This window comes from Actinophytocola xanthii, assembly GCF_001921205.1.
Taxonomy (GTDB): Bacteria; Actinomycetota; Actinomycetes; order Mycobacteriales; family Pseudonocardiaceae; genus Actinophytocola; species Actinophytocola xanthii.
The window spans coordinates 12,005-38,001 of record NZ_MSIE01000047.1; the positions used below are offsets into that span (position 1 = coordinate 12,005).

The 25,997-nt window shown below is 71.2% G+C and carries 22 protein-coding genes and 1 tRNA gene; 14 read left to right on the forward strand and 9 right to left on the reverse strand.

The genetic code is table 11. The annotated features are described in order from the left end of the window. Position 1 precedes the first annotated feature (1 nt). Positions 2–970, reverse strand: coding sequence for a hypothetical protein (locus BU204_RS24375; protein WP_143229698.1), 969 nt, complete (start codon positions 968–970; stop codon positions 2–4). 159 nt (positions 971–1,129) lie between these two features. On the opposite strand from BU204_RS24375, the gene BU204_RS39325 reads away from it, so the two are divergent. Continuing rightward, positions 1,130–1,372 (forward strand): hypothetical protein, encoded by a 243-nt coding sequence (locus tag BU204_RS39325; RefSeq protein WP_143229699.1) that lies wholly within the window; start codon positions 1,130–1,132, stop codon positions 1,370–1,372. A 496-nt stretch (positions 1,373–1,868) separates the two neighbouring features. Here BU204_RS39325 and BU204_RS24380 read toward each other — a convergent pair. After that, positions 1,869–1,952 (reverse strand) — tRNA-Leu (locus tag BU204_RS24380). A 73-nt stretch (positions 1,953–2,025) separates the two neighbouring features. Between BU204_RS24380 and BU204_RS24385 the strand changes: the two genes are divergently transcribed. Together BU204_RS24385 and BU204_RS24390 are read left to right on the forward strand one after the other, a co-directional pair. Then, positions 2,026–3,360: a M20/M25/M40 family metallo-hydrolase gene (locus tag BU204_RS24385; RefSeq protein WP_075128076.1), complete on the forward strand. Its 1,335-nt coding sequence runs from the start codon at positions 2,026–2,028 to the stop codon at positions 3,358–3,360. Between the two features lie 81 nt (positions 3,361–3,441). Then, entirely contained in the window at positions 3,442–3,990 is a 549-nt protein-coding gene (locus tag BU204_RS24390) for a DUF2231 domain-containing protein (protein WP_075128077.1), read from the forward strand. 7 nt (positions 3,991–3,997) lie between these two features. On the opposite strand, the gene BU204_RS24395 is transcribed toward BU204_RS24390, so the two are convergent. The 3 genes from BU204_RS24395 to BU204_RS24405 all read right to left on the reverse strand — a co-directional run bounded on the left by BU204_RS24395 (position 3,998) and on the right by BU204_RS24405 (position 6,087). Then, complete coding sequence (locus BU204_RS24395; RefSeq protein ID WP_075128078.1) at positions 3,998–4,213, reverse strand: DUF5703 family protein; 216 nt, start codon at positions 4,211–4,213, stop codon at positions 3,998–4,000. Further along, complete coding sequence (locus BU204_RS24400; protein ID WP_143229700.1) at positions 4,210–5,220, reverse strand: YncE family protein; 1,011 nt, start codon at positions 5,218–5,220, stop codon at positions 4,210–4,212. The genes BU204_RS24395 and BU204_RS24400 overlap by 4 nt, the downstream gene beginning before the upstream one ends. A 141-nt stretch (positions 5,221–5,361) precedes the next feature. Next, the gene (locus tag BU204_RS24405) at positions 5,362–6,087 is read right to left on the reverse strand and encodes a carbonic anhydrase (protein ID WP_143229701.1); all 726 of its coding nucleotides are present in this window, start codon (positions 6,085–6,087) and stop codon (positions 5,362–5,364) included. A 319-nt stretch (positions 6,088–6,406) separates the two neighbouring features. On the opposite strand from BU204_RS24405, the gene BU204_RS24410 reads away from it, so the two are divergent. Then, a complete protein-coding gene (locus tag BU204_RS24410) occupies positions 6,407–8,590 on the forward strand; it encodes a bifunctional SulP family inorganic anion transporter/carbonic anhydrase (protein WP_075128081.1) in 2,184 nt (727 codons plus the stop codon). Here BU204_RS24410 and BU204_RS24415 read toward each other — a convergent pair. Next, entirely contained in the window at positions 8,566–9,543 is a 978-nt protein-coding gene (locus BU204_RS24415; protein ID WP_075128082.1) for an aldo/keto reductase, read from the reverse strand. The two genes, BU204_RS24410 and BU204_RS24415, sit on opposite strands and share 25 nt — an antisense overlap. 100 nt (positions 9,544–9,643) lie before the next feature. Here BU204_RS24415 and BU204_RS24420 point away from each other — a divergent pair, with 100 nt between their 5' ends. The 4 genes from BU204_RS24420 (at position 9,644) to BU204_RS24435 (ending at position 12,914) form a co-directional block, all read left to right on the forward strand. Further along, entirely contained in the window at positions 9,644–10,690 is a 1,047-nt protein-coding gene (locus tag BU204_RS24420; RefSeq protein ID WP_075128083.1) for an LLM class F420-dependent oxidoreductase, read from the forward strand. After that, positions 10,691–11,530 (forward strand): undecaprenyl-diphosphate phosphatase, encoded by an 840-nt coding sequence (locus BU204_RS24425; protein WP_075128084.1) that lies wholly within the window; start codon positions 10,691–10,693, stop codon positions 11,528–11,530. It abuts the gene before it with no gap. Between the two features lie 12 nt (positions 11,531–11,542). Next, complete coding sequence (locus BU204_RS24430) at positions 11,543–12,241, forward strand: histidine phosphatase family protein (protein WP_075128085.1); 699 nt, start codon at positions 11,543–11,545, stop codon at positions 12,239–12,241. 124 nt (positions 12,242–12,365) lie between these two features. Further along, a complete protein-coding gene (locus BU204_RS24435; RefSeq protein WP_143229702.1) occupies positions 12,366–12,914 on the forward strand; it encodes a hypothetical protein in 549 nt (182 codons plus the stop codon). 10 nt (positions 12,915–12,924) lie between these two features. On the opposite strand, the gene BU204_RS24440 is transcribed toward BU204_RS24435, so the two are convergent. Beyond that, positions 12,925–16,224, reverse strand: coding sequence for a GH92 family glycosyl hydrolase (locus BU204_RS24440; protein WP_143229703.1), 3,300 nt, complete (start codon positions 16,222–16,224; stop codon positions 12,925–12,927). Between the two features lie 72 nt (positions 16,225–16,296). Between BU204_RS24440 and BU204_RS24445 the strand changes: the two genes are divergently transcribed. The 3 genes from BU204_RS24445 to BU204_RS24455 are packed head-to-tail and all read left to right on the forward strand — an operon-like array spanning position 16,297 to position 19,823. After that, complete coding sequence (locus BU204_RS24445; protein ID WP_075128087.1) at positions 16,297–17,145, forward strand: SCO6745 family protein; 849 nt, start codon at positions 16,297–16,299, stop codon at positions 17,143–17,145. Positions 17,146–17,184: 39 nt separating this feature from the next. After that, positions 17,185–19,059, forward strand: coding sequence for an ABC transporter ATP-binding protein (locus BU204_RS24450; RefSeq protein ID WP_408608044.1), 1,875 nt, complete (start codon positions 17,185–17,187; stop codon positions 19,057–19,059). A gap of 20 nt (positions 19,060–19,079) precedes the next feature. Beyond that, complete coding sequence (locus tag BU204_RS24455; protein ID WP_198942988.1) at positions 19,080–19,823, forward strand: GNAT family N-acetyltransferase; 744 nt, start codon at positions 19,080–19,082, stop codon at positions 19,821–19,823. A 110-nt stretch (positions 19,824–19,933) separates the two neighbouring features. On the opposite strand, the gene BU204_RS24460 is transcribed toward BU204_RS24455, so the two are convergent. Then, positions 19,934–21,250, reverse strand: a complete 1,317-nt coding sequence (locus tag BU204_RS24460; protein WP_075128089.1) for a M20/M25/M40 family metallo-hydrolase — start codon at positions 21,248–21,250, stop codon at positions 19,934–19,936. Continuing rightward, positions 21,243–22,073, reverse strand: coding sequence for a M55 family metallopeptidase (locus BU204_RS24465; RefSeq protein WP_143229704.1), 831 nt, complete (start codon positions 22,071–22,073; stop codon positions 21,243–21,245). The genes BU204_RS24460 and BU204_RS24465 overlap by 8 nt, the downstream gene beginning before the upstream one ends. A 198-nt stretch (positions 22,074–22,271) precedes the next feature. Between BU204_RS24465 and BU204_RS24470 the strand changes: the two genes are divergently transcribed. The 3 genes from BU204_RS24470 to BU204_RS24480 are packed head-to-tail and all read left to right on the forward strand — an operon-like array spanning position 22,272 to position 25,996. Then, positions 22,272–24,047, forward strand: a complete 1,776-nt coding sequence (locus BU204_RS24470) for an ABC transporter substrate-binding protein (RefSeq protein WP_233160563.1) — start codon at positions 22,272–22,274, stop codon at positions 24,045–24,047. Between the two features lie 24 nt (positions 24,048–24,071). After that, positions 24,072–25,097 (forward strand): ABC transporter permease, encoded by a 1,026-nt coding sequence (locus BU204_RS24475; protein ID WP_075128091.1) that lies wholly within the window; start codon positions 24,072–24,074, stop codon positions 25,095–25,097. After that, the gene (locus tag BU204_RS24480; RefSeq protein WP_408608045.1) at positions 25,091–25,996 is read left to right on the forward strand and encodes an ABC transporter permease; all 906 of its coding nucleotides are present in this window, start codon (positions 25,091–25,093) and stop codon (positions 25,994–25,996) included. Before BU204_RS24475 ends, BU204_RS24480 begins: the two co-directional genes overlap by 7 nt. The last annotated feature ends 1 nt before the right edge of the window (position 25,997 follow it).

A 25,997-nucleotide genomic window follows, 5' to 3' on the forward strand; every position in this document is an offset into this window, starting at 1 on the left:
ATCAGTCGCGGGGACGCCCCTCACGGATTGCTCGCTCCACCGAGTCCGGCAGCGTCGGCAACGAGTTGTCCGGGCCTTTGAGGAAAACGCCGGACAGCTTGTACTGCCGCCTCGTCGCCTCGGTGTCCCCAGGCAACGGAGCTCCCGAGATCAACAGCGTCGGGATGGGAGTGTTATCGCGCAGGTACTCGAGCACCACGATGCCTTCCATGTCCGTGCTGCTCGACGTGAGATGAAGATCGACGAGTGCGACATCGAAGTCCAAGGGCTCGTCGACGACGAACTTGTGCCAGTCCGCGAGCGACCGCAGGATGACATAGTCGTAGCGTGGGGCGAGCATGCTCGCGAAGTCATCACCGATCTGGTCCTCGACGATCAACACCCGCTTTCGCCCCGGCGTCCGCCCCGACTCGCTCGCGGCGAACCACAGCCCCGCCGGGATCTCGGTGGAGGGAAAGTGGTTCAAGAAGGTCGCCAGCGCGGACAGTGAGCGCAGGTCAGGCGGTGACAGGTGGGCTAATTTCTTCAGCAGTTCGGCCCGGGCCTGATAGACCCGATACCAGTACTTCCTGGTAACGGGGTAATGCTGGCGAGGGTCACCGTCCCACAATTCCAGGAGTTCGTTCATTTTCGCCGGATCCGCGGTGTTCGGCAACGCCTTCACGCCGGCCACGAACACATCAGCGTCCACCGACCCGTCGTCGAGTTCGATGCGGTAGTACCGATTCCGCTGCGCCGGCAGCGGCACGTAGTCACGAAGCCGGCTCATCGCCTTGTGCACGGCGATGTCGGTCGGCCGCTGACCGTCGGGCCAGACCTCCGCCAGCCTGTAGACGGGCAACCTGCGGTCCGGTGCGAGCGACAGCGCGATCAGGAGATTCGCCAACAGGTCGGGGAGGGCATCGCCGTTGACCAGCACTTCGCCGAGAAGACGAACAGTGACCTCAGAGTCAGCCATGAAATTCGGCACGGAAGCACGGTACTAGCCCGAACGCGAGAGTATGACAGGAACCGTTGACATTCGCCTGACCAATTCCTGCCCGGACGCCCCCCGCCGCTCGACCGTGACACCGAGATGTCAGCGCGCAGTGTATATGGCCGGTCATTCAGAACCGGTTCACTGAGTGTCATGAGCTGGTTCCTCTCTTCTCACCCCCGCCGACGGTGCCCCAGCAGCTGCGAACACCGGCCCGCCGAGACGCAGCAGCCGGCCGAACCACCGGCAACGGTAGGACTCGACCTACGCACGCTGGTGCTGCTCCTCCTCGCCGGCGGCGCCGTCTGGCTGGCGGTCGCGCACCCCGCACTCGCGGTCGCGATGCTGTTCGGCCTGACCGTCCTGTGGTCACTGGACCGCCTTGTCCGCAGCTGACCCCCGACGCACCGCCGTCGACCGAACACACGGACGCCGAGCACCGGTGTTGTCAAAGGGGATCGCGCTTAAGGACGTCCGCGTATCCACTGCGGGTACCTAGCCGACTCGGATCTGGTGGCGGAAGACGCAGGCGAGAGCATCTGGATGCGACTTGTGGAGGCCGAAGCAAAGCTCCGCCATCACCGGCGATGGATCGGAGCACATCCCGCAAACCGACAGCCACTACCTTGCGCAACACAGCCGGTACGGTCAGTAACTCCCTGAATACTCCATATATGTGAGATCGGGGGTGTCCCAGGGACTTGAACCCCCACGTGTCCGAGGACGGAGTTGCACACTATTCACCCGCCGGGTCTTCGGCGGATGAGTTCCATCCGGCCGTACTCGGCGAGGCACGCCGACACGGGCCTTCCAGCGCACATGCGCTAAGATGTCGATCGATGAGCGCCTGAACCCCGACGGGAACGTGAAGATCGTTCATGGGGTAGTGATGTGTCCGAGGGGGGACTTGAACCCCCACGCCCTTGTCGGGCACTAGCACCTCAAGCTAGCGCGTCTGCCATTCCGCCACTCGGACCAGGTGATGGGGGATAGCGTAGCTGATCCGTTTCGGGCGGCCCAACCGGGCCTACTGGTGGTAGGAAGGCCCCGTGACCGAGCAGACGAACGCCACCACCACCTCCCTTCTCGAGGACGAGGCCGTGCAGCTCACCAGTGAGCTGATCAGGATCGACACCACCAACACGGGCGAACCGGACACCACGGTCGGGGAGCGGGAGGCGGCTGAGTTCGTTGCCGGCAAGTTGCGGGAGGTGGGGTACGAGCCCACCTACGTCGAGTCGGGGGCGGCTGGGCGGGGGAACGTGTTCGTGCGGTTGGCGGGGGCTGACCGGGGGCGGGGGGCGTTGCTGGTGCACGGGCACCTGGACGTGGTGCCCGCCGACGCCACCGAATGGTCTGTGCACCCGTTCTCGGGAGCTGTGCAGGACGGGTACATCTGGGGCCGCGGCGCCGTCGACATGAAGGACATGGTGGGGATGACCCTCGCCGTGGCTCGGCGGTTCAAGCGGGACGGGGTCGTGCCTCCCCGCGACATCGTGTTCGCCTTTCTCGCCGACGAGGAGGCGGGGGGAGCTCTGGGGGCGCAGTGGTTGGTGAACCACCGGCCCGACCTCTTTGACGGGGTCACCGAGGCCGTGGGGGAGGTGGGGGGCTTCTCCGTCACCCTCGCCGAGGGGGTGCGGGCCTACACGATCGAGGTCGCCGAGAAGGGGATCGCGTGGATGCGGTTGCGCGTCCGCGGCCGGGCGGGCCACGGGTCGATGATCCACGAGGACAACGCGGTGACCAAGCTCGCCGAGGCCGTCACCCGGCTGGGCAACCACCAGTTCCCGCTGGTCGTCACCGACTCGGTGCGGGCCTTCCTGGATTCGGTCACCGAGCTCACGGGGCTCGAGTTCGGCGAGGAGGACCTGCCGGGAGCCGTCGGCAAGTTGGGGCCTCTCGCCCGGGTGGTCGGCGCCACCCTCCGCGACACGGCCAACCCCACCATGCTTCGCGCCGGCTACAAGGCGAACGTCATCCCCTCGGTGGCCGAGGCCGTCGTCGACTGTCGGGTGCTGCCGGGGCGGGAGGAGGCCTTCGAGCGGGAGCTGGACGAGATCCTCGGGCCCGACGTCGAGCGCGAGTGGATCAGCCACCTTCCCGCGGTCGAGACCTCCTTCGACGGGGACCTGGTGGAGGCCATGACCGCGGCCGTGCAGGCGGAGGATCCCGGGGCTCGAACGATCCCCTACATGCTCTCGGGGGGCACCGACGCGAAGGCGATCCACACCCTGGGGATCCGGTGCTTCGGGTTCGCTCCGCTCCGGCTTCCCGCCGACCTGGACTTCACCGCGCTGTTCCACGGGGTCGACGAGCGGGTGCCGGTCGACGCCGTTCGGTTCGGGGCCCGGGTGCTCGACCGCTTTCTGCGGAGCTGCTGAACCGTTCGGGGCCCCCGGGCGTAAGACACCCGTGCCGGACCAGAATGTCCGGCACACCCGAACCTGATCCCGGAGGCATCAGTGCCCGATTTCGTCGGCGGACTACCGCTACACCCCCTCGTCGTGCACTTCGTGGTGGTGTTACTGCCACTCGCGGTGCTCGGGTCGATCCTGACCGCTGTCTGGCCCGCGGTCCGCCGCCGGTTCGGCTGGCTCGCGGTGGCCGCCGCCGGCGCCGGCACCGTCCTCACCCCCATCGCGACCAGCAGCGGCGACTTCCTCGAGTCCCGGCTGGGCACCAACCCGGGGATCCAGGAGCACGGCCGGCTCGGGGACATGCTCTTCTGGTGGGCGCTGCCGCTGTTCGTCGCCGTGACCGTGCTGATGGTGCTGCACCAGCGGGCGGAGAAGGCCGCACGTGCGCACGCCGTGGACACCGCCGACGGCGGCGCGGGCGTCACCACCGAGACCAGGCGCGCCACCGGCACCTCGGTCGTGATGCTCGTCATGGCCGTGGTCACCGTCGGTGTCGCCATCGGGACCGCGATCCACACCTACCGGGTCGGCGACGCGGGTGCCAGGCTCGTCTGGGAGTTCGTCGAGGACCAGCCGCCCGCCAACGGCGGCTGAGCCAGGGTCAGGTACTCAGGCCGGGCAGGATGCCGACGGTGCGGCGGCGTTTGAGCAGCACCCGTCGGCTCCCGTCCGAGTACAGCCGGACGTTGGACAGCTCCCACCCGGCGAACTCGGCGTGGATGGCCAGCTGTGTGGCCGCTGCGCGGCGGGACACCCCCGGCGGCAGGCGCAACGGCCGGTACTCCCAGTCCCCGTCGATCACCCCGTCTGCACTCATGGCGCAATCACCTGCATTCCCTTTCCGGTTGCGGACGCGACCACCACGCGCCCGCTGATCGGGTCGACCGCCACGGCGTTCGGTTGCCGCACCGTCGGGAAGCGATGCTTCTCCACCGGCTCCTCGCCTGCCACGTCGAACCCGACAACCTCATTCGTCTCGGTGAGCGTCACCCACACGATGTCCCGCTCGGCGTCGTAGGCCAGCGCGTACGGCGCCCCGGGCACCGGGTACCGCTGGCGCATGAGCAGAGGGTCCAGCGAGAACGCGAGCAGCGCGCCGCCGCGGGTGTCGGCCACCAGCACCCGGCCGAAGCGGTCGGTCACGGCGTTCGTCGACCCCTCGCCGGCACGCAGCGCCTGGCCCACCGACCCGTCTGGCACGTCGAGCTCGAACACGGCGTTGCGCAGCCGGTCCAGCACCACCGCACCGTCGCCGGTGGAGAGCACCTGGTCGGCGCTGAGCAGGCCGCCGCTGATCATCCGCTGTACCCGGTCCCCGCCGACCACCGCGACGGCCTTGCGGTCACGCATGGCGACCAACGTCCGGTCGCCGAACGCGGCGGCGCTCACCGGCTCACCGTCGACGGCGGCGGTCTGGGTGTCCCCGCCCGGCAGCGCGACCCGCACCAGCTCGCCGGTGTCGACGGCCGCCAGCAGCGGACCGCCGGGGCGGGCCAGGGCCAGCGAGGACGCCGGCCCTGGCAGCTCGACAACCCGCGGGTCCTTCGACAACGCGCCGTCGAACCCGTAGAGCAGCACCGCGGGCGGGTCGGCGACGGCCACCGCGAGCACGCGGTGCTCCCCGTCCACGACCAGGGAGGTCGGCACGCCCGGCAGCGCGCTGACCGTGCCGGCTGGCGGCACTGTGCTCGCGGGGGAGCGGGCCGCGCTCGCCGCGACCGGGTTGTCCGACACCATCAGCTCGTCGCTCGGCTCGCCCGAGGAGCAAGCCGTACCCACCGCGGCGCAGCCCACCAGTACCGCGGCCATCATGCGACGCAACATCGACCTCCGACACGTCCACCGTCCGAAGGACGTGACCACGGTGCGTCACACCCTCGAGACGTTCCTCCAGCATCCTCCAATAACGCCGAGGACGCTAACCTCCGTTCCGGGGTGTCGTGTTCGGGGGCCGGTCACCAGCTGTCAGTACCTCGTGACGAGGCCGCTGGCCAGGTCGTAGACGCCGACGACGATCTCGACACCGTGGTCGTCGAGTGCGGCGCGGATCGCGGGGGAGCGCCGCGGCAGCTCCTCGGCCACCCTCGCCGTCTGGGTCCGCACGCAGGCGGCCAGGAACCGCTGGGGGTCGGGATCGGCCGGGGTGGCCCGCACCGTGGCCTCGATCGCCCTGGCCACGGTGCTGACCGAGCCGGTCACCTCGCTGCGTCCCTGCACCAGGTCGATCGCGGCCGCGACCGCGCCGCACCGGGAGTGGCCGAGCACGACGACGACCGGCACGTGCAGGTGCTCCACCGCGTACTCGACGCTGCCCACGACGGCGTCGTCGAGCACCTCACCGACCGCACGCACCGTGAACAGGTCGCCGAGCCCCTGGTCGAACAGCAGCTCGGCCGGGACCCGGGAGTCCGCGCAGCCGAGCACGCACGCGACGGGGTCCTGCCCCTCGACCAGGCTCCGGCGGTGTGCCGGGTCCTGTCGCGGCCAGCGCTGGCGGCCGGCGGCGAACCGGGCGTTGCCGGCACGCAGGCGCTGCCAGACCTCGGACGAGGCCGAGGACGGGGACGCGGCGGGGGAGAGGGAGGTGGGCTCGGCGAGCGCGGTGCGTGCTCCCACCCCGGCCAGCCCGCCGGCGGCGGTGGCGGTACCGAGGGCGAGCATCGAGCGGCGCGAAAACGGTCGTAGCTCCATACTGTATACATTCTCGGATTTCCCGGAGCTCCTGTACCCCCACGCGGGCATGCCAGCCGAACGGCCCAGTGCGGTCACCCGCCGTCACCGGAGGCGCCCGCCACCACGGTGATCACCGAGCGGGTGAACTTGGGTCCACCCGAACGAGCAGACCCGGCGCGACATTCCCAGGCCAGACCCCCGTCACGATGTCCTGCCGCATCCCGGGCGGGTCAGCACGACCGGACAGGTGAGCCGGTTGTCGGGTTTCCTGACGACACGGGCCCTCGACGCCGCCGGCCTCGACCACCTCCCGCACAGCTCACCACCCGGAGGATGCATGATCGAGTCCACCTCGGCGACCGCGGCCGACCGGTGCGCGAGCGTGCTCCGCCACGACCTGCCGGCCTCGTTGGTGGTGTTCCTGGTCGCGGTCCCGCTCTCGATCGGCATCGCGCTGGCCTCGGGTGCCCCGGTCGCCGCCGGGCTCGTCGCCGCGATCGTCGGCGGGGTGGTCGTCGGCCTGCTCGGCGGCTCGCCACTGCAGGTCAGCGGTCCCGCGGCCGGGCTGATCGTCATCGTCGGAGAGGCCATCACCAGGTTCGGCTGGGCGGCCACCTGCGCGATCACCGTGCTGGCCGGTGTGGCGCAGGTGCTGTTCGGGCTGAGCCGGATCGCCAGGGCGGCGCTGGCCATCTCCCCGGCCGTCGTGCACGGGATGCTCGCCGGCATCGGCATCACGATCGTGCTCGCCCAGCTGCACGTCCTACTCGGCGGCGACACGCAGGTGTCCCCGGTCGACAACCTCCTCGAGCTTCCCGGCCAGGTGATCGACGCCCACGGCCCGGCCACCGCGATCGGCGTGCTCACGCTGGCCATCCTGGTCGCCTGGAACTGGCTGCCCTCCGTCGTGCGGCGCGTGCCGGGCCCGCTGATCGCGGTACTGGTGGCAACGGTCGTCACGATCGTCGCGACGCTGCCCATCGACCGGGTCCGGCTCCCGGACACCGTGCTCGACGTGACGTTCGCGCCGGTCCTGCCGAGCGGGGGGTGGGGGGCCTTCGCCCTGACGGTGCTCACCATCGCCCTGGTCGCCAGCGTCGAGTCGCTGCTGTCCGCGGTGGCGGTCGACAAGCTGCACACCGGGCCGCGGGCGAACCTGGACCGCGAGCTGATCGGGCAGGGTGCGGCCAACATCGTCTCCGGCTCGCTCGGCGGGCTCCCGGTCACCGGGGTGATCGTGCGGAGCTCGACCAACGTCGCCTTCGGGGCGCGCACCCGGGCCTCGGCGATCCTGCACGGCCTCTGGGTCCTGGTGTTCGTCGCCCTGTTCGCCGGCGTGCTCGCCCACATCCCGCTCGCCGCGCTGGCCAGCCTGCTGGTCTACGTCGGCGTGCGGCTGGTCCACGTCGGACATCTCCGACAGGTCCGGCGGCACGGCGACCTACCCGTCTACCTGGTGACCGTGCTCGGCGTGCTCGGCGTGGACCTGCTCGGCGGGGTCCTGCTGGGCATCGCCATGGCCGGGGTGCTCACGCTGCGCCGGCTGCTGTGGACCGGGATCCACGCCGCACAGGACGGCGAGCAGTGGCGGATCGTCATCGAGGGCGCGCTGGCCGCCCTGTCCATCCCGCGGCTCTCGGCGGTGCTCGCCGCCGTACCGCCCGGCGCCCACGTACGGCTCGAGCTCGTGGTCGACTACCTCGACCACGCCGCCTTCGACACGCTCTCGGACTGGCAGCGGGCCCACGAACGCACCGGCGGCACCGTCGTCGTCGACGAGTTCGGCCACCCCTGGTTCGGCCAGGGGAAGGCCGGCACCCCGACCGTGCACCGCGCCGACGCCCGGCGCGGCCCGACCCACTGGTTCGCCCCCTGGTCGGAGTGGCAGCGCCGCACCGAGATCCCCCGGATCGAGGGTGTGCCGGCACCCCGCTCCGGCGACGCCGACGCCGTGCGCGTCGGCGAGCCGACGTCGCTGTTGCTGACCTGCGTGGACATCGCCGCGCTACCCGCGAGCACCCCGGGTGGCCCCGGCAGACCGCTCGCCGTGAGCAACCTCGGGAACCTCGTGCCCGACCCGGGCGCCGACGGGTCGCTCGCCGCGGCGCTCGAGCTCGCCGTCCGCCGGTTGGGCGCCCGGGAGATCGTGGTCTGCGGGCACGCCTCGTGCACGGCGACGACCGCGCTCGTGCGTGGCGAGCAGAACAGGTCCGCGGCGCTCGGGGGCTGGCTACGCCACGCGTCGGTGAGCCTGGACCGGGCCCGCACCGGCCCTCCGGTGGACCTCGAGGGCGACGTGTCGCTGCCCGAGTGGGACCGGCTCGCCCTGCACAACGTCCTGGCCCAACTCGAGCGGCTGCGCGAGCACCCGGCCGTCGCCACGGCGCTCGCCAGGGGCGAGCTGACCCTGACCGGGATGTACGTCGACACCGCGACACCCCGGGTGTACGTGTACGACCAGGAGAGCGCCCGGTTCCGCCGGGCCGGGCACCCGGCTCATCCCAACCGCGTCTCCGGGTAGCCCAGCTCGACGTCGCTGACGTCGTCCAACGCGGCGCGGATCGCCTCGGGCAGGGTCAGCTCCTCGGACACCAGCGAACCGAGCAGCTGTCCGGTGTCCCGCGCGCCGACCACGGCCGAGGCGACGCCCCGCCGGTCGCGCACCCAGGCCAGGGCCACCGACAGGGGAGAGGTGGCGAGCCCGTCGGCGGCAGTCACCACGGCCTGCACGATCCGGGCGGCGCGCTCGGTGCGGTGGTGCTCCACGTACGGGCCGAGGTGGGGCGAGGCACCGCGGGAGTCGGCCGGGGTGGCCGCACGGTACTTGCCGGTGAGCACCCCGCGGCCGAGCGGCGCCCAGGCCAGCAGGCCGACGCCGTGGTGCTCGGCGGCCGGCGCGACCTCGCGCTCGATGCCCCGCTCGAGCAGCGAGTACTCCATCTGCACGCTCACGATCGGCGCTCCGGTCGGCTTGGCCCGCTGCAGTGCCGCCGCGGTGCCCAGCTGCCACCCGCAGTAGTTCGACACGCCGACGTAGCGGACCTTTCCGCTGCTCACCGCGGCGTCCACGACGGCGAGTGTCTCCTCGAGGGGGACCGAGACGTCCCAGGCGTGCAGCTGCCACAGGTCGATGTGGTCCACGGCGAGCCGGCGCAACGACCCCTCGAGCGCGGTGAGCAGCGCCCCTCGCGACGCCCCGCCGCCGAACGGGCCCTCGTCGCGCCTGGCCACGGCCTTCGTGGCGAGGACGACGTCGTGGCGCGGCACCAGGTCGCCGAGCAGCGTGCCGAGGATGCGCTCGCTCTCCCCGTCGTTGTAGACGTCGGCCGTGTCGACGAGCGTGCCACCCAGGTCGGCGAACGCGACGAGCTGGCTCGCCGCCTCGTCCGCGTCGGTGTCCCGGCCCCAGCTCATCGTGCCCAGACCGATCCTGGACACGCGCAGCCCGCTGTGCCCGAGGTGTCGTTGCTCCACCGGGGAAGCCTAAGCGGACCACCCTGTTCCCGCTGGCAGGTCCCCCAGGGCGACGGAGGTCCGACAACTGGCGCCCGGTCAACGTCGGTATGGTCGCCGGGTGCGACTGGGACTGAACCTCGGCTACTGGGGCGCCGGCAACGACGCCAACAACCTCGAGCTGGCCAAGGAGGCGGACCGGCTGGGCTACTCGGTGGCCTGGGCCGCCGAGGCCTACGGCTCGGACGTGCCGACCGTGCTGGCGTGGGTCGCCGCGCACACCGAGCGGATGGACGTCGGCAGCGCCATCCTGCAGATCCCGGCCCGGCAACCGACGATGACCGCGATGACCGCGGCCACCCTGGACACCCTGTCCGGCGGCCGGTTCCGGCTCGGGCTGGGGGTCTCCGGGCCCCAGGTGTCCGAGGGCTGGTACGGCGTCAAGTTCGACCGGCCGCTCGCCAGGACCCGCGAGTACGTCGAGATCGTCCGGCGTGCCCTGCGTCGCGAGCGGGTGTCGTTCGAGGGCGACCACTTCACGCTCCCGCTGCCGGACGGGCCCGGGAAGCCGCTCAAGCTCATCGTCCACCCGGTACGCGAGAACATCCCGATCTACCTCGCCTCGATCGGCCCGCGCAACCTCGAGCTGACCGGGGAGATCGCCGACGGATGGCTGGCGATCTTCTACTCCCCCCGGTTCGGTCCGGAGTCGCTGGAGCTGATCCGCAAGGGCCGGGAGAAGGTCGGCAAGTCCCTGGACGGGTTCGACGTGGTGCCCACGGTGCCGGTCGTGGTCGGCGAGGACTGGCGGGCCGCCGCCGACACCGTCCGCCCCTACGCCGCGCTCTACATCGGTGGCATGGGCAGCCGCGAGCAGAACTTCTACAACAACCTGGCGTCGCGGATGGGCTACGAGGCCGAGGCCGCCGAGATCCAGGACCTCTACCTGGCCAAGGACTACCAGGGGGCGGCCGCGAAGGTGCCGCTGGGCTTCCTCGACCAGACCGCCCTGCTCGGTCCGAAGGAGCGTATAGCAGACGGCATGCAGGCCCTCGCCGAGTCGGGGGTCACCACACTGACCGTCTCACCCGTACTGCAAGATCTCGAGCACGGCATCGCGGCGCTACGGGTCGCGGTGGAGGCTCTTGATCTCGCGGGAGTTGGGTAGTTGAGCTGGCTGGAAGCCCTCGTTCTCGGACTCGTGCAGGGACTCACCGAGTTCCTCCCGATCTCCTCCAGCGCGCACTTACGAGTCAGCGCGGCCTTCGCGGGCTGGGACGACCCGGGTGCTGCGTTCACGGCGGTCACCCAGATCGGCACCGAGACCGCGGTGGTGCTGTACTTCCGCAAGAAGATCGGCCGCATCCTGGCCGCCTGGTTCCGCTCGCTGCGCCGGCCCGCCACCTGGCGGGACGACCCGGACGCGCGGATGGGCTGGCTGGTGATCGTCGGCACGCTGCCGATCGCGATCCTGGGGGTGCTGTTCCAGGACCAGATCGAGCACGCCTTCCGCGACCTGCGGCTGATCGCCATGACGCTGATCGTGTTCGGCATCCTGCTCGGCCTGGCCGACCACTTCGGACGGCGTGAGCGCGACCTGGACCACCTCACGGTGCCGCACGGCATCGGGTTCGGGTTCGCCCAGGCGCTGGCGCTGATCCCGGGCGTGTCCCGGTCCGGCGGCACGATCACGGCGGGCCGGCTGCTCGGCTACCGGCGCGAGGAGGCCGCGGAGTACGCGTTCCTGCTCGCGGTGCCGGCGGTGTTCGCCTCGGGCCTGTACAAGCTGACCGACATCGGCGGCACCGCGGCGCCCGCCTGGGGGCCCACGATCGTCGCGACGATCGTCGCCTTCGTCGTCGGCTACGCGGTGATCGCCTGGCTGATGCGGTACATCACCACGCACAGCTTCCTGCCGTTCGTCGTCTACCGGCTCGCCCTGGGCGCCCTGATCCTGATCCTGGTCGCGACCGGTGCGCTGGAGCCCGACGCCGGCCCCGCGGTGTGATCTACTGGCGCCGTGGCCACAGTCGTTCTGCTCAGGCATGCCCGCTCCACGGCCAACGGGGCGGGGGTGCTCGCCGGGCGCACGCCCGGCATCGAGCTGGACGAGACCGGCCGCCGGCAGGCCGAGCAGCTCGTGGCCCGGCTCGAGCCGGTGCCGCTGGCCGCGGCGGTCTGCTCGCCGCTGCTGCGGTGCGAGCAGACGATCGCGCCGCTGATCGCGGCCAGGGGCCTCGTGCCGGTCACCGAACCCGGTCTGTCCGAAGTGGATTACGGGGAGTGGACCGGCCGTGAGCTGAAGACGCTGTTCAAGGAGAAGCTGTGGTCGGTCGTGCAGCAGCACCCCTCGGCGGCGGTCTTCCCGGGCGGTGAGGGCCTGGCCGGCATGCAGAACCGCGCCGTCGCGGCGGTCCGTGAACACGACGCGCGGATCACGGCCGAGCACGGACAGCGGGCGGTCTGGCTGCTGTGCAGCCACGGCGACGTGCTGAAGGCGATCCTCGCGGACGCGTTGGGCCAGCACCTGGACGGCTTCCAGCGGATCGTGGTGAACCCCGCGTCGGTGTCGGTGATCCAGTACACCGACACCCGTCCGTTCGTCCTGCGGATGAACGACAACGGGGGCGAGCTGGCGAGCATCGTGCCGCCCGAGCCCAGCCCGGAGGTCCCCCAGGGCGACGCCACGCCCGGCGGCGAGACGGGTAGCACCGCGTAGTCGAGAAAGTGCGTCACGAGATCACGTCGATGTCGGTGAAACCCACATGCGACATCCGACGACTATGCCAGTATTCGTGCACCGCCGGAGTCGCCGGTTGGAGGTCGAGAAAAGAAGGGACGACATGACGCAGTCATATGGTGGGCAGCAGCAGCCCGGCGGGCAGTATCCCGACAGTGGGGGGCTCCCGCAGGCACCGGGCTACGGCTCGATGCCGCAGGCGCCGCAGGAGTTCTCGAGCGGTCCGATCCCGCGCCCGGGGGTGGCGACCACCGCCGCGGTGCTCGCGTTCGTCCAGGCTGGGCTCACCACGATCACGACCCTGCTGATGTGGGTCGGCCTGTTCGGGTCCGGCGGCGATTTCGAGGCCCTGCCGCTGATCCTCACGATCGCGCAGACGATCGGCATCGTCCTGCTGATCATGGGTGGGGTGCAGGTCCTGGGCGGCAAGAGCCGTAACCTGCTGATCGCCGGCGCCGCTCTGGAGCTCGCGATCTGCGTTACCTGGCTGCTCCAGTTCGCCATGGCGGAGTCCGAGGGCATCGATCTCCTCGAGGACCTCAAGGCGGGTGGCATCGCGATCGCGATCGGTTTCGCGGTCATGCCGGCACTCATCATCTTCATGTCGGTGAGCCGGCAGACGAGCGAGTACCTGCGGTCCCGCCGCCGCTGAGGTCCCGCGTTCAGCGCGCGAGGAGTTCGACCTGAGCGAGGGTGAGCGTCGGCGCACCCGTGTTCTCCGTGATGTCCAACCGGTAGTGGGTGAACCGCCCCGGGTTGGCCACCGCGAAGGCGCGGGTCTGCCGGCGCCACCGGAACGCCTCCCCGGTCCGCTCGTCCAGCACTGTCCAGCTGACCCCGTCGACCGACCCGCGCAGCACCCAGCTGCGCGGGTCGTCGTGTCCGGTGCCCGAGGTGAGCGTGTAGTACCGAACGGTCGCCCCCTCACCGGCGACGCGGTGGCCGACCCAGGGCGCCGGGGTGGGGAAGGTGACCTGCGTGCGGCTGGTGTCGTCGAACAGCGCGGCCAGGTTCACCCCCTCGCTGCCCCCGTGCTCCCCGCCAGCCAGGCCGGTGAGGTCGACCATCGTGGCGGGCAGGGTCCCGGCGGGGGTGAGCGAGGGCGGCACCGCGTCGGCGCCGCAGCCCCAGGTCGAGGGGGTCGGCCCCATGTGGAAGTCGAGCACGGCACCGCGGGCGATCACCTCGTGCGGCAGCCACGCCTTGTCCCACGGGGCGCCGTTGACCATCAGGCCCTGCACGTAGATGTTCTCCGGGCTGTTGTTGGGCGCGTTCACCACGAGCCGGGCGTCCGCACCGAGCTGGACCGACATCCGACGGAACAGCGGTGAGCCGATGACGTACTCGGGGCTGCCGACCCGCAGCGGGTACAGGCCGAGCGCGCCGAACAGCCACCACGCCGACATCTCCCCGTTGTCCTCGTCGCCGAGGTAGCCCTGCCCGATCTCGCTGCCGGCGTAGAGCCGCGAGAGGACCTCACGCACCTTCTCCTGGGTGCGCCAGAGCGCCCCGGCGTAGGCGTACATGAAGGCGATGTGGTGCGAGGGCTGGTTGGAGTGGCCGTACTGGCCCATCCGCACGTCCCGCGCCTCGGCCATCTCGTGGATCGGGCGCCAGTAGGCCCCGCGCGCCCGACCGGTCTCCGGCGTGGCGAAGAACTCGTCGAGGCGCGCGGCGAGCGCGGCGGGTCCGCCGAGCAGCGCGGCGAGCCCCGCGCCGTCGTGGGGGACCGAGAACGCCGTGTTCCAGCCGTTGGTCTCCACGTAGTCCCCGCCCCAGGCACGCGGGTCGTACTCGTTGGCCGCGCGACGCCAGCGCCCGCTGTCCTTGCGTCCCTGGAAGAACCCGGTCGTCGGGTGGAAGGAGTGGACGTAGTTGAGCGCCCGGTCGAGGAAGTACCCGTGGTTGTCCCGGTCGCCGACCGCGGCGGCGAGGTTGGCGATGGCGAAGTCGTTGACGCAGCCCTCCAGCGTCCAGGACAGGCCGGACTCGGTCGAGCAGGGGGTGAAGCGGAGGAAGATCGAGCGGTCCAGGCCCTTGCGACCCACTTCGGGGCTGGGCGGGGCGACCGTGGCGTTGCGCAGCGCCGACTCGTAGACCGCGGGCAGGTCGATTCCGGGCACGCCCTTGAGGTAGGCGTCGGCCAGGGCGACGTCGGAGCTGGTGCCGGTCATCAGGTCGGCGTGGCCGGGGGAGGACCAGCGGGCGATCCAGCCGGAGTCGCGGTACTGCTGGACGAAGCCGTCCACGAGCTCGGCGCAGCGGCGCGGGTCCAGCAGCGCGTAGGCCGGCCAGGTGGTGCGGTAGGTGTCCCAGAACCCGTTGTTGACGTAGAGGCGACCCGGCACGAGCGCGGCGCCGGTCTGGATCGGCGTGCTCTTCCTGGCCGGCGGCAGGAACGGGCTGGCGTAGGCGTACTGGGGCGCTTCGGCGGTGCCGGTGTTCTCGTGGCCGCGGTTGGGGTAGAGGAACAGCCGGTACAGGTTGGAGTACAGGGTGGTGAGCTGGTCGTCGCTGGCGCCCTCGACGTCGACCCGCCCGAGGATCTCGTCCCAGAGCCCGGCCGCGCGTTCGCGGACGGTCTCGAAGGTGTCCTCGTCGGGGATCTCCAGCCACAGGTTGCGCCTGGCCTGGGCGAGGCTGACCAGCGAGGTGGCGACCCGCATGGTCACCACGGTCTCGCCGTCGGGGTCGGGCTCGAACCGCAGGTAGCCGGTGACCCGCCGGGACAGCCCGCGCCACAGCCGGCCGGACGCGGTGATCGGCCGGTCGAAGGTCGCGTGGACGAACATCCTGCTGGCCCCGGCCGAGAGTCCACTGCGGACGTCGGAGTACCCGGATATGGTGCCGGCGACCGGATCGAGGGTGAGCCCGCCGTGCCGGTTGACGTTGTCGAAGATCAGGTTGGCGTCCTCGCCGGGGAAGGTGAACCGCAGGATCGCGGCGTGGTCGGTCGGTGCGACGTCGACCCGGATGCCGTTGGTGAACCGCACGCCGTAGTGGTGCGGTCGGGCGATCTCGTTGCGGTGCCGGAAGGTCAGCGCACGCCGACGGCGCCAGGCGGAGGGGCGGCGGGCCGCGGCGGAGGGGAGCACCTGGAAGGTCTGCCGGTCGCCCATCCACGGGCTCGGCTGGTGGCTGACCGCGAGCGCCTGGAGTGCGGGCAGGTTCCGGTCGGTGTTGGTCCTCGCGTAGGTGTAGATCCAGTCGAGGGCGCCGGCGTCGGTGACCGGGGTCCAGAAGTTGAACCCGTGGGGCACGGCGGTGGCGGGGAAGGTGTTGCCGCGCGAGTAGGCCTTGAGCGAGTTCGTGCCGCGGGTGGTGACCACGTGGTCGACCGGGCGGCGGGGCTCGGCGCGGGGGCGGTCCACGACGGCGATGTCGTCGACCCAGCCGGCGAACTCGGCCGGACCGTGCGGGTTGTCGTAGGCGAGCAGGATCCTGGTGACGACCTTGCCCTCGGCCACGCCGCCGATCCGCACCGACCGGTGGTTCCACTGGTTGGGCGAGAGCGCCTTGGACTCTCCCTGCCCGCGCGGGGTCAGCAGGAACCCGAGCTGGTCGGTCAGCCCGAGCCCGGAGAGGTAGGACCCGTCGTCGAAGGCGAGGTCGACCGCGACGAAGGTGCTGGGGTAGCGCAGGTCCTCGCCGAGCAGCTCGGGCAGGATCACGTACTCCAGCACGGTGTCCCGGGAGACCAGCAGGTCCACCAGGAACAGCCGGTTCACCACGTGGGCGGGACCGCGACCGTGGTGGCCGCCCTGGTAGCGCAGGGCGCGGCGCCCGGTGAAGCCCATCCCGGGGCGCCCGGTGTACGGCTTGGCCGGGCCGCCGCCCTCCTTGGTGCTCATGGTCGCACCGACCGCCCGGGGAGTGTTGTTCCCGTCGGTGTCCACGGTGTCGATCCAGGTCAGCGGGGGGTCGGTGTTCTCGAAGGACGAGAGGAAACCCCGTGCGCTCATGCCGTGACACTCCCCGAGAAACCATTCCGACGCCGGTGGCGCATGATCCCATTGCCGGGGCACACTGCTTCGATGCACCCTGCGCGCCGCCTCTGGGCCTCGCTCGAGCCGTTGCACGACGTCGTCTACTTCGCCCCCACCGTCCGCGACACCGGGAAGACCCTCGGTCTGCGCGGCTTCTGGATGACCTACTTCGCCTTCCGGGCCGCGCCGCTGGGCGCCGTCGGGCCGGGGCCGGTCCTCGCGACGTTCGCCGGGTTCGAGCCGTCGATGGTGGCCAAGGCGCTGCCGGACGCCTGGACCAGGACGACGCCGGCCGCGTGCCTGGCGGCCCGCCTCGAGGTGAGCGCCGCGGCGCTGCGCGGGCTGGTGGACGAGCAGGCCTGCGGGGAGGTCGTCCCCGTGCTGGCCCCGGTGCTCGCCGCCGCGGACCCGACCGGTCGCCCGCTCTACGCCGCCAACGCCGGGCTGCCGCTGCCCGCCGACGAGGTCGGGGCGCTGTGGCAGCTCGCGACGACCCTGCGCGAGCACCGGGGCGACGGCCACGTAGCCGCCCTGGTGGCGAACGGGGTCACCGGTCTGGAGGCGCTGCTGCTGCAGACCGGCGCCGGCACCTTCCCCGACGAGGTACTGCGCACGGTGCGCGGCTGGTCGGAGCAGTGGTGGTCGGCGGCGGCAGCGGGTCTGCGGGAACGGGACCTGCTCACCGGGGACGGCGCGCTCACCTCCGTGGGCCGCGCGCTGCTCGACGACGTCGAGGCCCGCACGGACGCCGCGTCCTGGAACGGCTGCCTCGCGGCGCTGGGGGAGGAGGGCGCCCGACGGCTGGTCGAGGTGCTGGCACCGTCGGTCGAGGCGGTCTGGTCCTCGGGGATCCTGCCGGAGGTCAACCCGACCGGGTTGCGGCGCCAATCCGCTTGACCTCGACCTCGGTGCAGCTTCTACCTTTCCCGCATGGACATGGAGACCACGGCGTGGATGTCGATGTACCACGCCATGCACGCCACGGAGGACCGGCGGCCGTTCTCGATGCGCACGGTGCGTCGGATCGGCCGGTTCGCGCGGCCGCACCGTCGGCTGCTGAGCTGGTTCATGCTGCTGAGCGTGGTCACCGCGGTGTTGGCGGTGGCCACGCCGGTGCTCGCCGGGCAGGTCGTCGACGCGATCGTCGGCGGCTCGGCGGCGTCCGTGGTGGTCCGGCTGGCCGTGCTGATCGCCGTGATCGCGCTCGTCGAGGCCGGGCTCGGCCTGCTGACCCGGTGGCTGTCGGCCCGGATCGGTGAGGGGCTGATCCTCGACCTGCGCACCGCGGTGTTCGACCACGTGCAGCGGATGCCGATCGCGTTCTTCACCCGCACCCGAACCGGCGCGCTGGTCAGCCGGCTGAACAACGACGTGATCGGTGCCCAGCGGGCGTTCAGCGACACGCTGTCCGGGGTGGTCTCCAACCTCGTGATGCTGGCCCTGACGCTGGTCGTGATGTTCGGGATGTCCTGGCAGATCACCCTGTTGGCGCTGGTGCTGCTGCCGGTGTTCGTGCTGCCGGCACGGCGCATGGGCACCCGGCTGGCGCGGCTGGAACGCGAGGCGGCCAACCACAACTCGGTGATGAGCACGCAGATGACCGAGCGCTTCTCCGCACCCGGGGCGACGCTGGTGAAGCTGTTCGGCCGCCCCGAGGACGAGTCGACCGAGTTCGCGGTCCGGGCCAGGCGGGTACGCGACATCGGCGTGCGCACGGCGATGGTGCAGTCGGTGTTCGTCACCGCACTGACCGTGGTGTCCGCGCTGGCCCTGGCGGTGGTCTACGGCGTGGGTGGGGTCTTCGCGCTGCGCGGGCAACTCGACGCCGGGACCGTCGTCGCGCTGTCGTTCCTGCTCACCCGGCTGTACGCGCCGTTAACCGCGCTGGCGAGCGCCCGGGTCGAGGTGATGAGCGCGCTGGTGTCGTTCGAGCGGGTGTTCGAGGTGCTCGACCTCGAGCCGCTGATCAAGGAGAAGCCGGACGCCCGGTCGCTGCCCGACGGGCCGGTCACGGTGGAGTTCGACGCGGTCGGCTTCGCCTACCCGGCCGCGGACAAGGTCTCGCTGGCCTCGCTCGAGGAGGTCGCCAAGCTCGACGCGCGGGGCGGGACCCAGGTTCTGCACGACATCTCCTTCCGGGTCGAACCGGGACAGCTGGTGGCCCTGGTCGGCTCCTCGGGGGCGGGGAAGTCCACGATCGCCTCGCTGGTGCCCCGGCTCTACGACGTCGACACGGGCGCGGTGCGGCTGTCCGGGGTGGACGTGCGGGACGTGACGTTCTCCTCGATGCGGGACACCCTGGGGCTGGTGACCCAGGACGGGCATCTGTTCCACGAGTCGGTGCGGTCCAACCTGATGCTGGCCAACCCGGCGGCGAGCGAGGCTGACCTGTGGGACGCGCTGCGGCGAGCCCGCCTCGACGGGTTGATCGCCGAGCTGCCGGACGGGCTGGACACGGTCGTTGGCGAGCGCGGCTACCGGCTCTCCGGTGGCGAGCGGCAGCGGCTGACGATCGCGCGGCTGCTGCTGGCACGGCCGAGGGTGGTGATCCTCGACGAGGCGACGGCACACCTGGACTCGACCTCGGAGGCGGCGGTCCAGGCGGCGCTGACCGAGGCGTTGTCCGGCCGGACGGCGCTGGTGATCGCGCACCGGTTGTCCACGGTGCGGGCGGCGGACCTGATCCTGGTGGTCGAGGACGGCCGGATCGTCGAGCGCGGCACGCACGCCGACCTGCTCGCCGCCGGCGGGCGCTACGAGGAGCTCTACCGGACCCAGTTCGACCAGGCACCCACCACGGTGACCGCGTGACGCCCGTGTTCGACTGAGGCGTGTTCGACGAGCTGATGCGCCGGGGCTGGCCCGCGCTAGCGGAGTCCGACCTGGACGGTTGGCTGGCGCGGGTGTCCGGCGGGGTGACCCAACGGGCGAACTCGGTGGCCTCGCTGGCCGAGCCGGCCGACGTGGACGCCGCGGTGTCCGCGGTGGAGCGGCTCTACGCCGAGCACGGCCTGCCCGCGGTCTTCCAGGTGGGACCGACCGCGCGCCCGGCGGACCTGGACGCGCGGCTCGCGGCCCGCGGCTACGAGTTCGGCTCACCGACGGTGTTCGAGGTCGCCGAGACCGCGGCGGTGCTGGCCAGGCTCCCGGCGCACCCGGTCCCGGTCACGCTCGCCGACGAACCCGACGAGTCCTGGATGGACCTGTGGTGGCGGGTCGACGGCCGGGGCGGGGCGGACGCGCGTGCGGTGGCCCGGGCGATCCTCACCGGCGGCCCGGCCCGCTACGCCGCTGTGGACGGTCCGCACGGCGCGCTCGCGGTGGCCCGGCTGGCCCTGGTGGGGGAGTGGGGCGGGCTCTACTGCCTGGCGGTGCACCCGGCCGCGCGGCGGCGGGGCCTGGGCACGGCGGTCACCCGGGCCCTGCTGGCCGACGCGGCACCGGCCGGGGTGTCGCGGTGCTGGCTGCAGGTCCGGGCGGAGAATGCGGCGGCCCTGGCGTTGTACGAGGCCGCCGGGTTCACCCCGGCGGCCCGCTACCACTACCGCACTAGTCCGCCTCCCCGGGATTCTTAGTGTTGGTCGCCTTGGGTGAGTGGGTCAGGTTGATCACGTGCTTGTGGCTGGGTTGCGTCACGTTCCCCTGAGGTAACTGTTGTGGAGGCGGAGCAGAGACCGAGTGTGTGTCACACGGTGGAGAGGAAGCGGTCGAGCACGTTCGTCCCGAAGCGGAGGCCCTCGACCGGGACGCGCTCGTCGACGCCGTGGGCCATCAGCCGGTGGTCGAAATCCTCCGGGAGCCACAGCGGCGCGAACCCGTAGCAGTCGATGCCCAGGGCCGCGAAGGCCTTGGCGTCGGTGCCGCCGCCCATGCAGAACGGGACCACGACGCCCTCGGGGTCCTCCGCGGTGAGCGCGCCGGCCATCGCGGTGAACCAGGGGGAGTCGACCGGTGCCTGCACCGGTGGCTGGCGGGCCAGGAACTCGCGGGTGACCTCGGGGCCGATCAGGCGGTCCACCTCGGCCAGCAGTTCCTCCTCGGTTCCGGGCAGCACGCGGGTGTCGATCCTGGCCTGGGCGAGGCCCGGGATCACGTTCACCTTGTACCCCGCGGCGAGCACGGTGGGTGTCGTGCTGTTACGCACGGTGTTCTCAGCGATCTTCGCGGCCGGGCCGAAGCGGCGCAGGGTCGCGTCCACGGCGTCGTCGTCGGAAAGGTCGACCTCGAAGCCGAGAGCGGCGCCGGCCCGCTCGAAGAACGCCTGTACGGCCGGGGTGAGCCGCACCGGCCAGCGGTGCTCGGCCAGGCGCGCCACCGCGGCCACGAGCTTGATCACCGCGTTGTCGTCGTTGCGGCGTGAGCCGTGGCCGGCGCGGCCGTTGGTGGACAGCAGCAGGTGCGAGGTGCCGCGCTCGGCGGTGGCCACCGGGTACAGCCGCACCGGTGCGCCGTCGGCCGAGGCCGCGCGGACGGTGTAGCCGCCGGACTCGCCGATGGCCGCGGCCACCCCGTCGAACAGGGAGCGGTGCTCGTCGATGAGCCAGTGCGCGCCCCACTCGCCGTTGTCCTCCTCGTCGGCGACGAACGCGAGGACGATGTCGCGGCGCGGACCCCGTCCCTCGTCGGCCCAGCGGTGCAGGACGGTCAGCAGGGTGGCGCACATGTCCTTCATGTCCACCGCCCCCCGCCCCCAGACGAAGCCGTCGCGGATCTCACCGGAGAACGGCGGGACAGTCCACTCGTGCGGGTCGGCCGGCACCACGTCGATGTGCGCGTGCACGAGCAGCGGGGGGAGCATGGGGTCGGAGCCGGCGACCCGGGTGACGACATTGCTGCGACGCGGTGAGCGTTCGAGCAACGTCGGCGAGAGCCCCGCCGCGGACAGCTGGGCGGCGATGAACTCCGCCGCCTCCCGTTCCCCCTTCGACTCACCGCCACCCAGGTTCGTGGTGTCGAACCTGATCAGCTGCGCGCACAACTCCTCGACCGCGGGCTCACCCATAGCTTCCTTCCACGGCACCGCTCGCGATCGCGGTGACCACCTTGAATGCCTTCATCGCTGCTGTCATCGACGCCGCGTCGAACCCGACCCGACGCACGTCGACCTGCTCGACCGTCGGTACGACGGCCGCCGCCGCGGCGAGGTGCGCGGCGTCGAACTCGATCTCGATCCGGTGGGCGGCCGGCGCGGGGGCCGTGGTGGCGCCGGCGAGCGCCATGGCCTCGCGGGCCGCCTCCTCGATCTCGGTCGCGGTCACCGAGGGCGGCTTGCAGATCGCCGCGTAGCGGCTCACGCACTGCTTGACCGCCACCGCCGAGGCCGACGGCGCGTACCCCGCGGCGTCGGCGCAGGTGAGGTCGTCCCCGGTGACCAGCAGGACCGGCACGCCGTACTCGGCGGCCAGCGCCGCGTTGAGCCGGCCCTCGCTGGCCCGTGTCCCGTCCAGCCAGACCCCGGTGATCTGGTTGGGCAGGTACGTGTGGGACAGCACCCCGTCCAGGCCGGCCGCCGCGTGGTAGCCGAGGAACACCACACCGTCCACCCCGGAGTCGATGCCCTGCATCATCGACAGCGGCTTGTGCCGGCCGGTGAGCAGCCGCGCCCTGGGGTCGAGCCGCTCGAGCAGGATGTTGCGCTGCGCCGAGTGGGCCTCGTTGACGAGCACGTCGGTGGCGCCGCCGGCGAACAGGCCCGCCACGCAGGCGTTGACGTCCCCGGTGAACATCGGTCGGAACCGCTCCCACTGAGGGCTGTTCGTCTCCACATCAGCCGTCCAGGTGACGCCGGTGGCGCCCTCCATGTCGGCCGAAATCATGATCCGCACGGCTACACGTTACGGCTTGGTACACGTTGCCGACACAGATTGACTTCCTCGGGCGACAAGTGGTTACTTCCTTCCAACTATCAGGAAGAGGTGATCATAGTGAGATCGAGGCGCGTCGCGCTCGGTATCACCTTGTTGGTAACTGCCCTGGTCACCGTACCCGTAGCGGTGCCAGCCGGCGCGCCCGAGGCACATGCCGTGAGCGAGCAGCAGACGAAGATCCTCCGGGTGGGTGTAACCCAGGAGGTCGATTCGCTCAACCCGTTCATCTCCATCACCCGTACGGGTACCGACATCCTGCGGACGGGCTTCGACTACCTGACCGTCTACAACCAGGAGGACTACTCGCCGATCGGGAGCCTGGCCGAGAGCTGGGAGACCTCGCAGGACAAGCTCACCTGGACGTTCAAGCTCCGGGACGGTCTCAAGTGGTCCGACGGCGAGCCGTTGACCGCCGAGGATCCCGCGTGGACGTTCAACAAGATGCTCGACGACGAGGTCGCGCGGACCGCGAATGGCTCGTACGTCAAGCAGTGGGAGTCGGTGGAGGCGACCGACGAGCACACCCTGGTGATCAAGACCAAGGTTCCACAGGCGACGATGCTCGCCCTGGACATCCCGATCGTGCCCGAGCACGTCTGGTCCAAGGTCGCCGACATCGGTGCCGCTCCGCAGTTCCCCATGGTCGGCAGCGGCCCCTACACCATCCAGGAGTTCAAGGAGGCCCAGTTCACCAAGCTGAAGGCCAACCCGAACTTCTGGCGGGGCAAGCCCAAGGTCGAGGAGCTGCACTTCATCTACTACCGCAACTCCGACGCCGCGGTCACCGCTCTGCAGAACGGTGAGATCGACCTGGTCAACCGGCTCAACCCGACCCAGTTCGACTCGCTGGAGTCCAACCCGGACATCGCGCGCAACAAGGCGCAGAACCGGCGCTTCAACGAGATCCTGATCAACCCAGGCGCGGCGACGTTTGACGGCAAGCCGATCGGCGACGGCAACCCGGCGCTCAAGGACATCAAGCTCCGGCAGGCCATCGCCACCGCGATCGACTCGAAGACCCTGGTCGACAAGGTGTGGGGCGGCTACGCCGAGGAGGCCCAGGGCTACATCCCGCCGGTCTTCGGCGAGTTCGCCTGGAGCCCGCCCGAGGACCTCAAGCGCGAGTTCAGCCTGGACGAGGCCAACGCCATGCTCGACGAGGCCGGCTACCGCAAGGGACCGAACGGCGTCCGGCTGGACAAGCAGGGCAAGCCGCTGAACCTGCGCCTGATGACCCACGCCGAGGCCAACCTCGACGAGGTGGCCGGCCCGTTCGTCAAGGGATGGCTCGCCGAGATCGGCATCAACATCACCCTCCAGCCGCTGTCGGACAACCAGGTCAACGAGAGCACCACCCGGGGCGAGTTCGACCTGGCCTTCTCCGGGTGGAACGCCAACCCCGACCCGGACTACGTGCTGTCCCTGCAGACCTGCGCCAGCCGGCCCAACGCCGAGGGCAAGGGCAACACGCCGGACTCGTTCCTGTGCGACGAGGAGTACGACGAGCTCTACAACCAGCAGCTGCAGGAGTTCGACCGCGGCAAGCGGGTCGACCTCGTCAAGCAGATGCAGGAGGTGCTCCACGACCGGGCCACGCTGGTGATCCTGGGCTACGACAACGCGCTCGAGGCGTACCGCAAGGACGCCTTCGAGGGCTTCCCGCTCCAGCCCCGCGAGGGCGGTGTGATCATGAACCAGCAGGGCTACTGGGGCTACTACGGCGCCACGCCCGCCGGCGAGGGCCCGGTCCCGGTGTTCAACGACGACGGCACGGCCTCGGCGAGCGACGCCGAGACCTCCGAGGCCGCCGACGAGGAGAGCTCCAACACCGGGGTGGTGCTGGCCATTGTCGGCGGAGTGATCCTGGTCCTGCTGGTCGGCGGCCTGCTGTTCGCCCGCGGCCGGCGCCGCACGGCGGACGAGCGCGAGTAACAGAGCAACGCGAGTAGGAGATTCGTGTCGGACATCCTCACCCCGACCGAGGACGCGCTGGCGGAGGCGCCGCCACCCACCCGTGGTGGCGGCGCCCTCCGCTACGTGCTGACCAAGATCGGTGGCGGTCTGGTCAGCATGGCGCTGGTGGTCGTCCTGGGGTTCCTGCTGTTCCGGGTGCTGCCCGGGGACGTCATCCAGACCATGTTCCGCGGCCGGCCGGCCTCCCCGGAGCTGATGGCCGAGGCCGAGGAGAGGCTGGGGCTGAACAAGCCGCTGTTCGAGCAGTTCCTCGACTACCTGTGGCGGCTGCTGCACGGGGACCTCGGCCAGTCCTACGTGTTCAACGTGCCGGTCACCGACAAGATCCTCGAGCGGCTGGGCCCGACCCTGCTGCTGGTCGGCGTGGCCACGCTGATCGCGGTGGCGCTGGGGCTGTGGCTGGGCACCCGCTCGGCCTGGCGACGGGGGAGCAGGTTCGACCGGATCTCCACCGGAGTCGCGCTGGCGCTGTGGTCGACGCCGACGTTCTGGCTGGGCATGCTGCTGCTCGCGGCGACCAGCGGGCTGTTCCCGACGGCCGGGATCGTCTACTCCGACACCGCTCCCGACTTCCTCTCCCAGGCACTGGACGTCGCCCACCACATGGTGCTGCCGACGATCACCCTCGTCGCGGTGATCTACGCGCAGTACCAGCTGGTCATGCGCTCCTCGCTGCTGGAGGAGATGGGCGCGGACTACCTCACCACGGCGCGGGCGAAGGGCCTGCGCGACGACCTGGTGCGCCGGCGCCACGCGGTGCCCAACGCGCTGCTGCCCACGGTGACCCTGGTGTTCCTGCACCTGGGCTTCGTGATCGCCGGCGCGGTCAGCGTGGAGACCGTGTTCTCCTGGCCGGGCCTGGGCCTGCTCACCTACGATGCGCTGCGCGTGCGTGACCTGCCGCTGCTGCAGGGCACGTTCGTCGTCCTGGCCGGAGCGGTGATCCTCATGAACGTGCTGGCCGACGTGCTCTACCGCGTCCTCGACCCGCGGGTGCGTGCATCGTGACCGCCCCCAGCCCCCGCGCGCTCGCCTGGCGCCGGCGCGGTGCCGCGTTCGCCGCCGGGTGGAAGCAGTACGCGAGCCAGCGGGCGGGCCTGGTCGGCCTGGGCCTGCTGGTTCTGATCGTGCTGCTCGCCGTGCTCGCCCCCTACATCTCCGACCAGCAGGGCCTGGACGTGACCAAGGCAACCGGCGGGCGGATGGAGCCGCCGAGCGGGGAGTTCCCGCTGGGCACCGACCGCGTCGGGCGCTCGGTGCTGCTGCTGACGCTGTGGGGAGCGCGGGTCTCGCTGCTGGTGGGCTTCGTCGCCACGCTGCTCTCGATCGCGATCGGGACGATCATCGGCATCCTCGCCGCGCACTACGGCCGTTGGGTGTCCGCCGGCCTGATGCGGGTCACCGACTTCTTCCTGGTGCTTCCCTCGCTGGTGCTGGCGATCGCGCTGTCCACGGTGCTCGAGCGCGGGGTCGGCACGATCATCCTGGCCATCGGGCTCACCTCGTGGCCGTCGGCGGCCCGGCTGGTCCGCGCGCAGACCCTGACGATCGAGGCCCGGCCCTACATCGAGCGGTCCAAGGCCCTGGGCGGCGGACACCTGCACGTGATCGGCAAGCACGTGCTGCCGGCTGTGCTGCCGCTGGTGTTCGTGAACACGACGCTCGCGGTCGGCTCGGCCATCGTGGCCGAGTCGACGCTGTCGTTCCTCGGCCTCGGCGACCCGGATCCGATGCGGCCCTCCTGGGGGTCGATGCTGCGCTCGGCCTGGCTGGACAGCGCGGTCATCGCCGGGGCCTGGTGGTACCTGCTGCCGCCGGGCATCGCGATCGGGATCGTGGTGCTGGCGTTCACCATGTGCGGGCGGGCGCTGGAAGCCGTCCTCAACCCACGGCTGCGGGAGGGCTGAG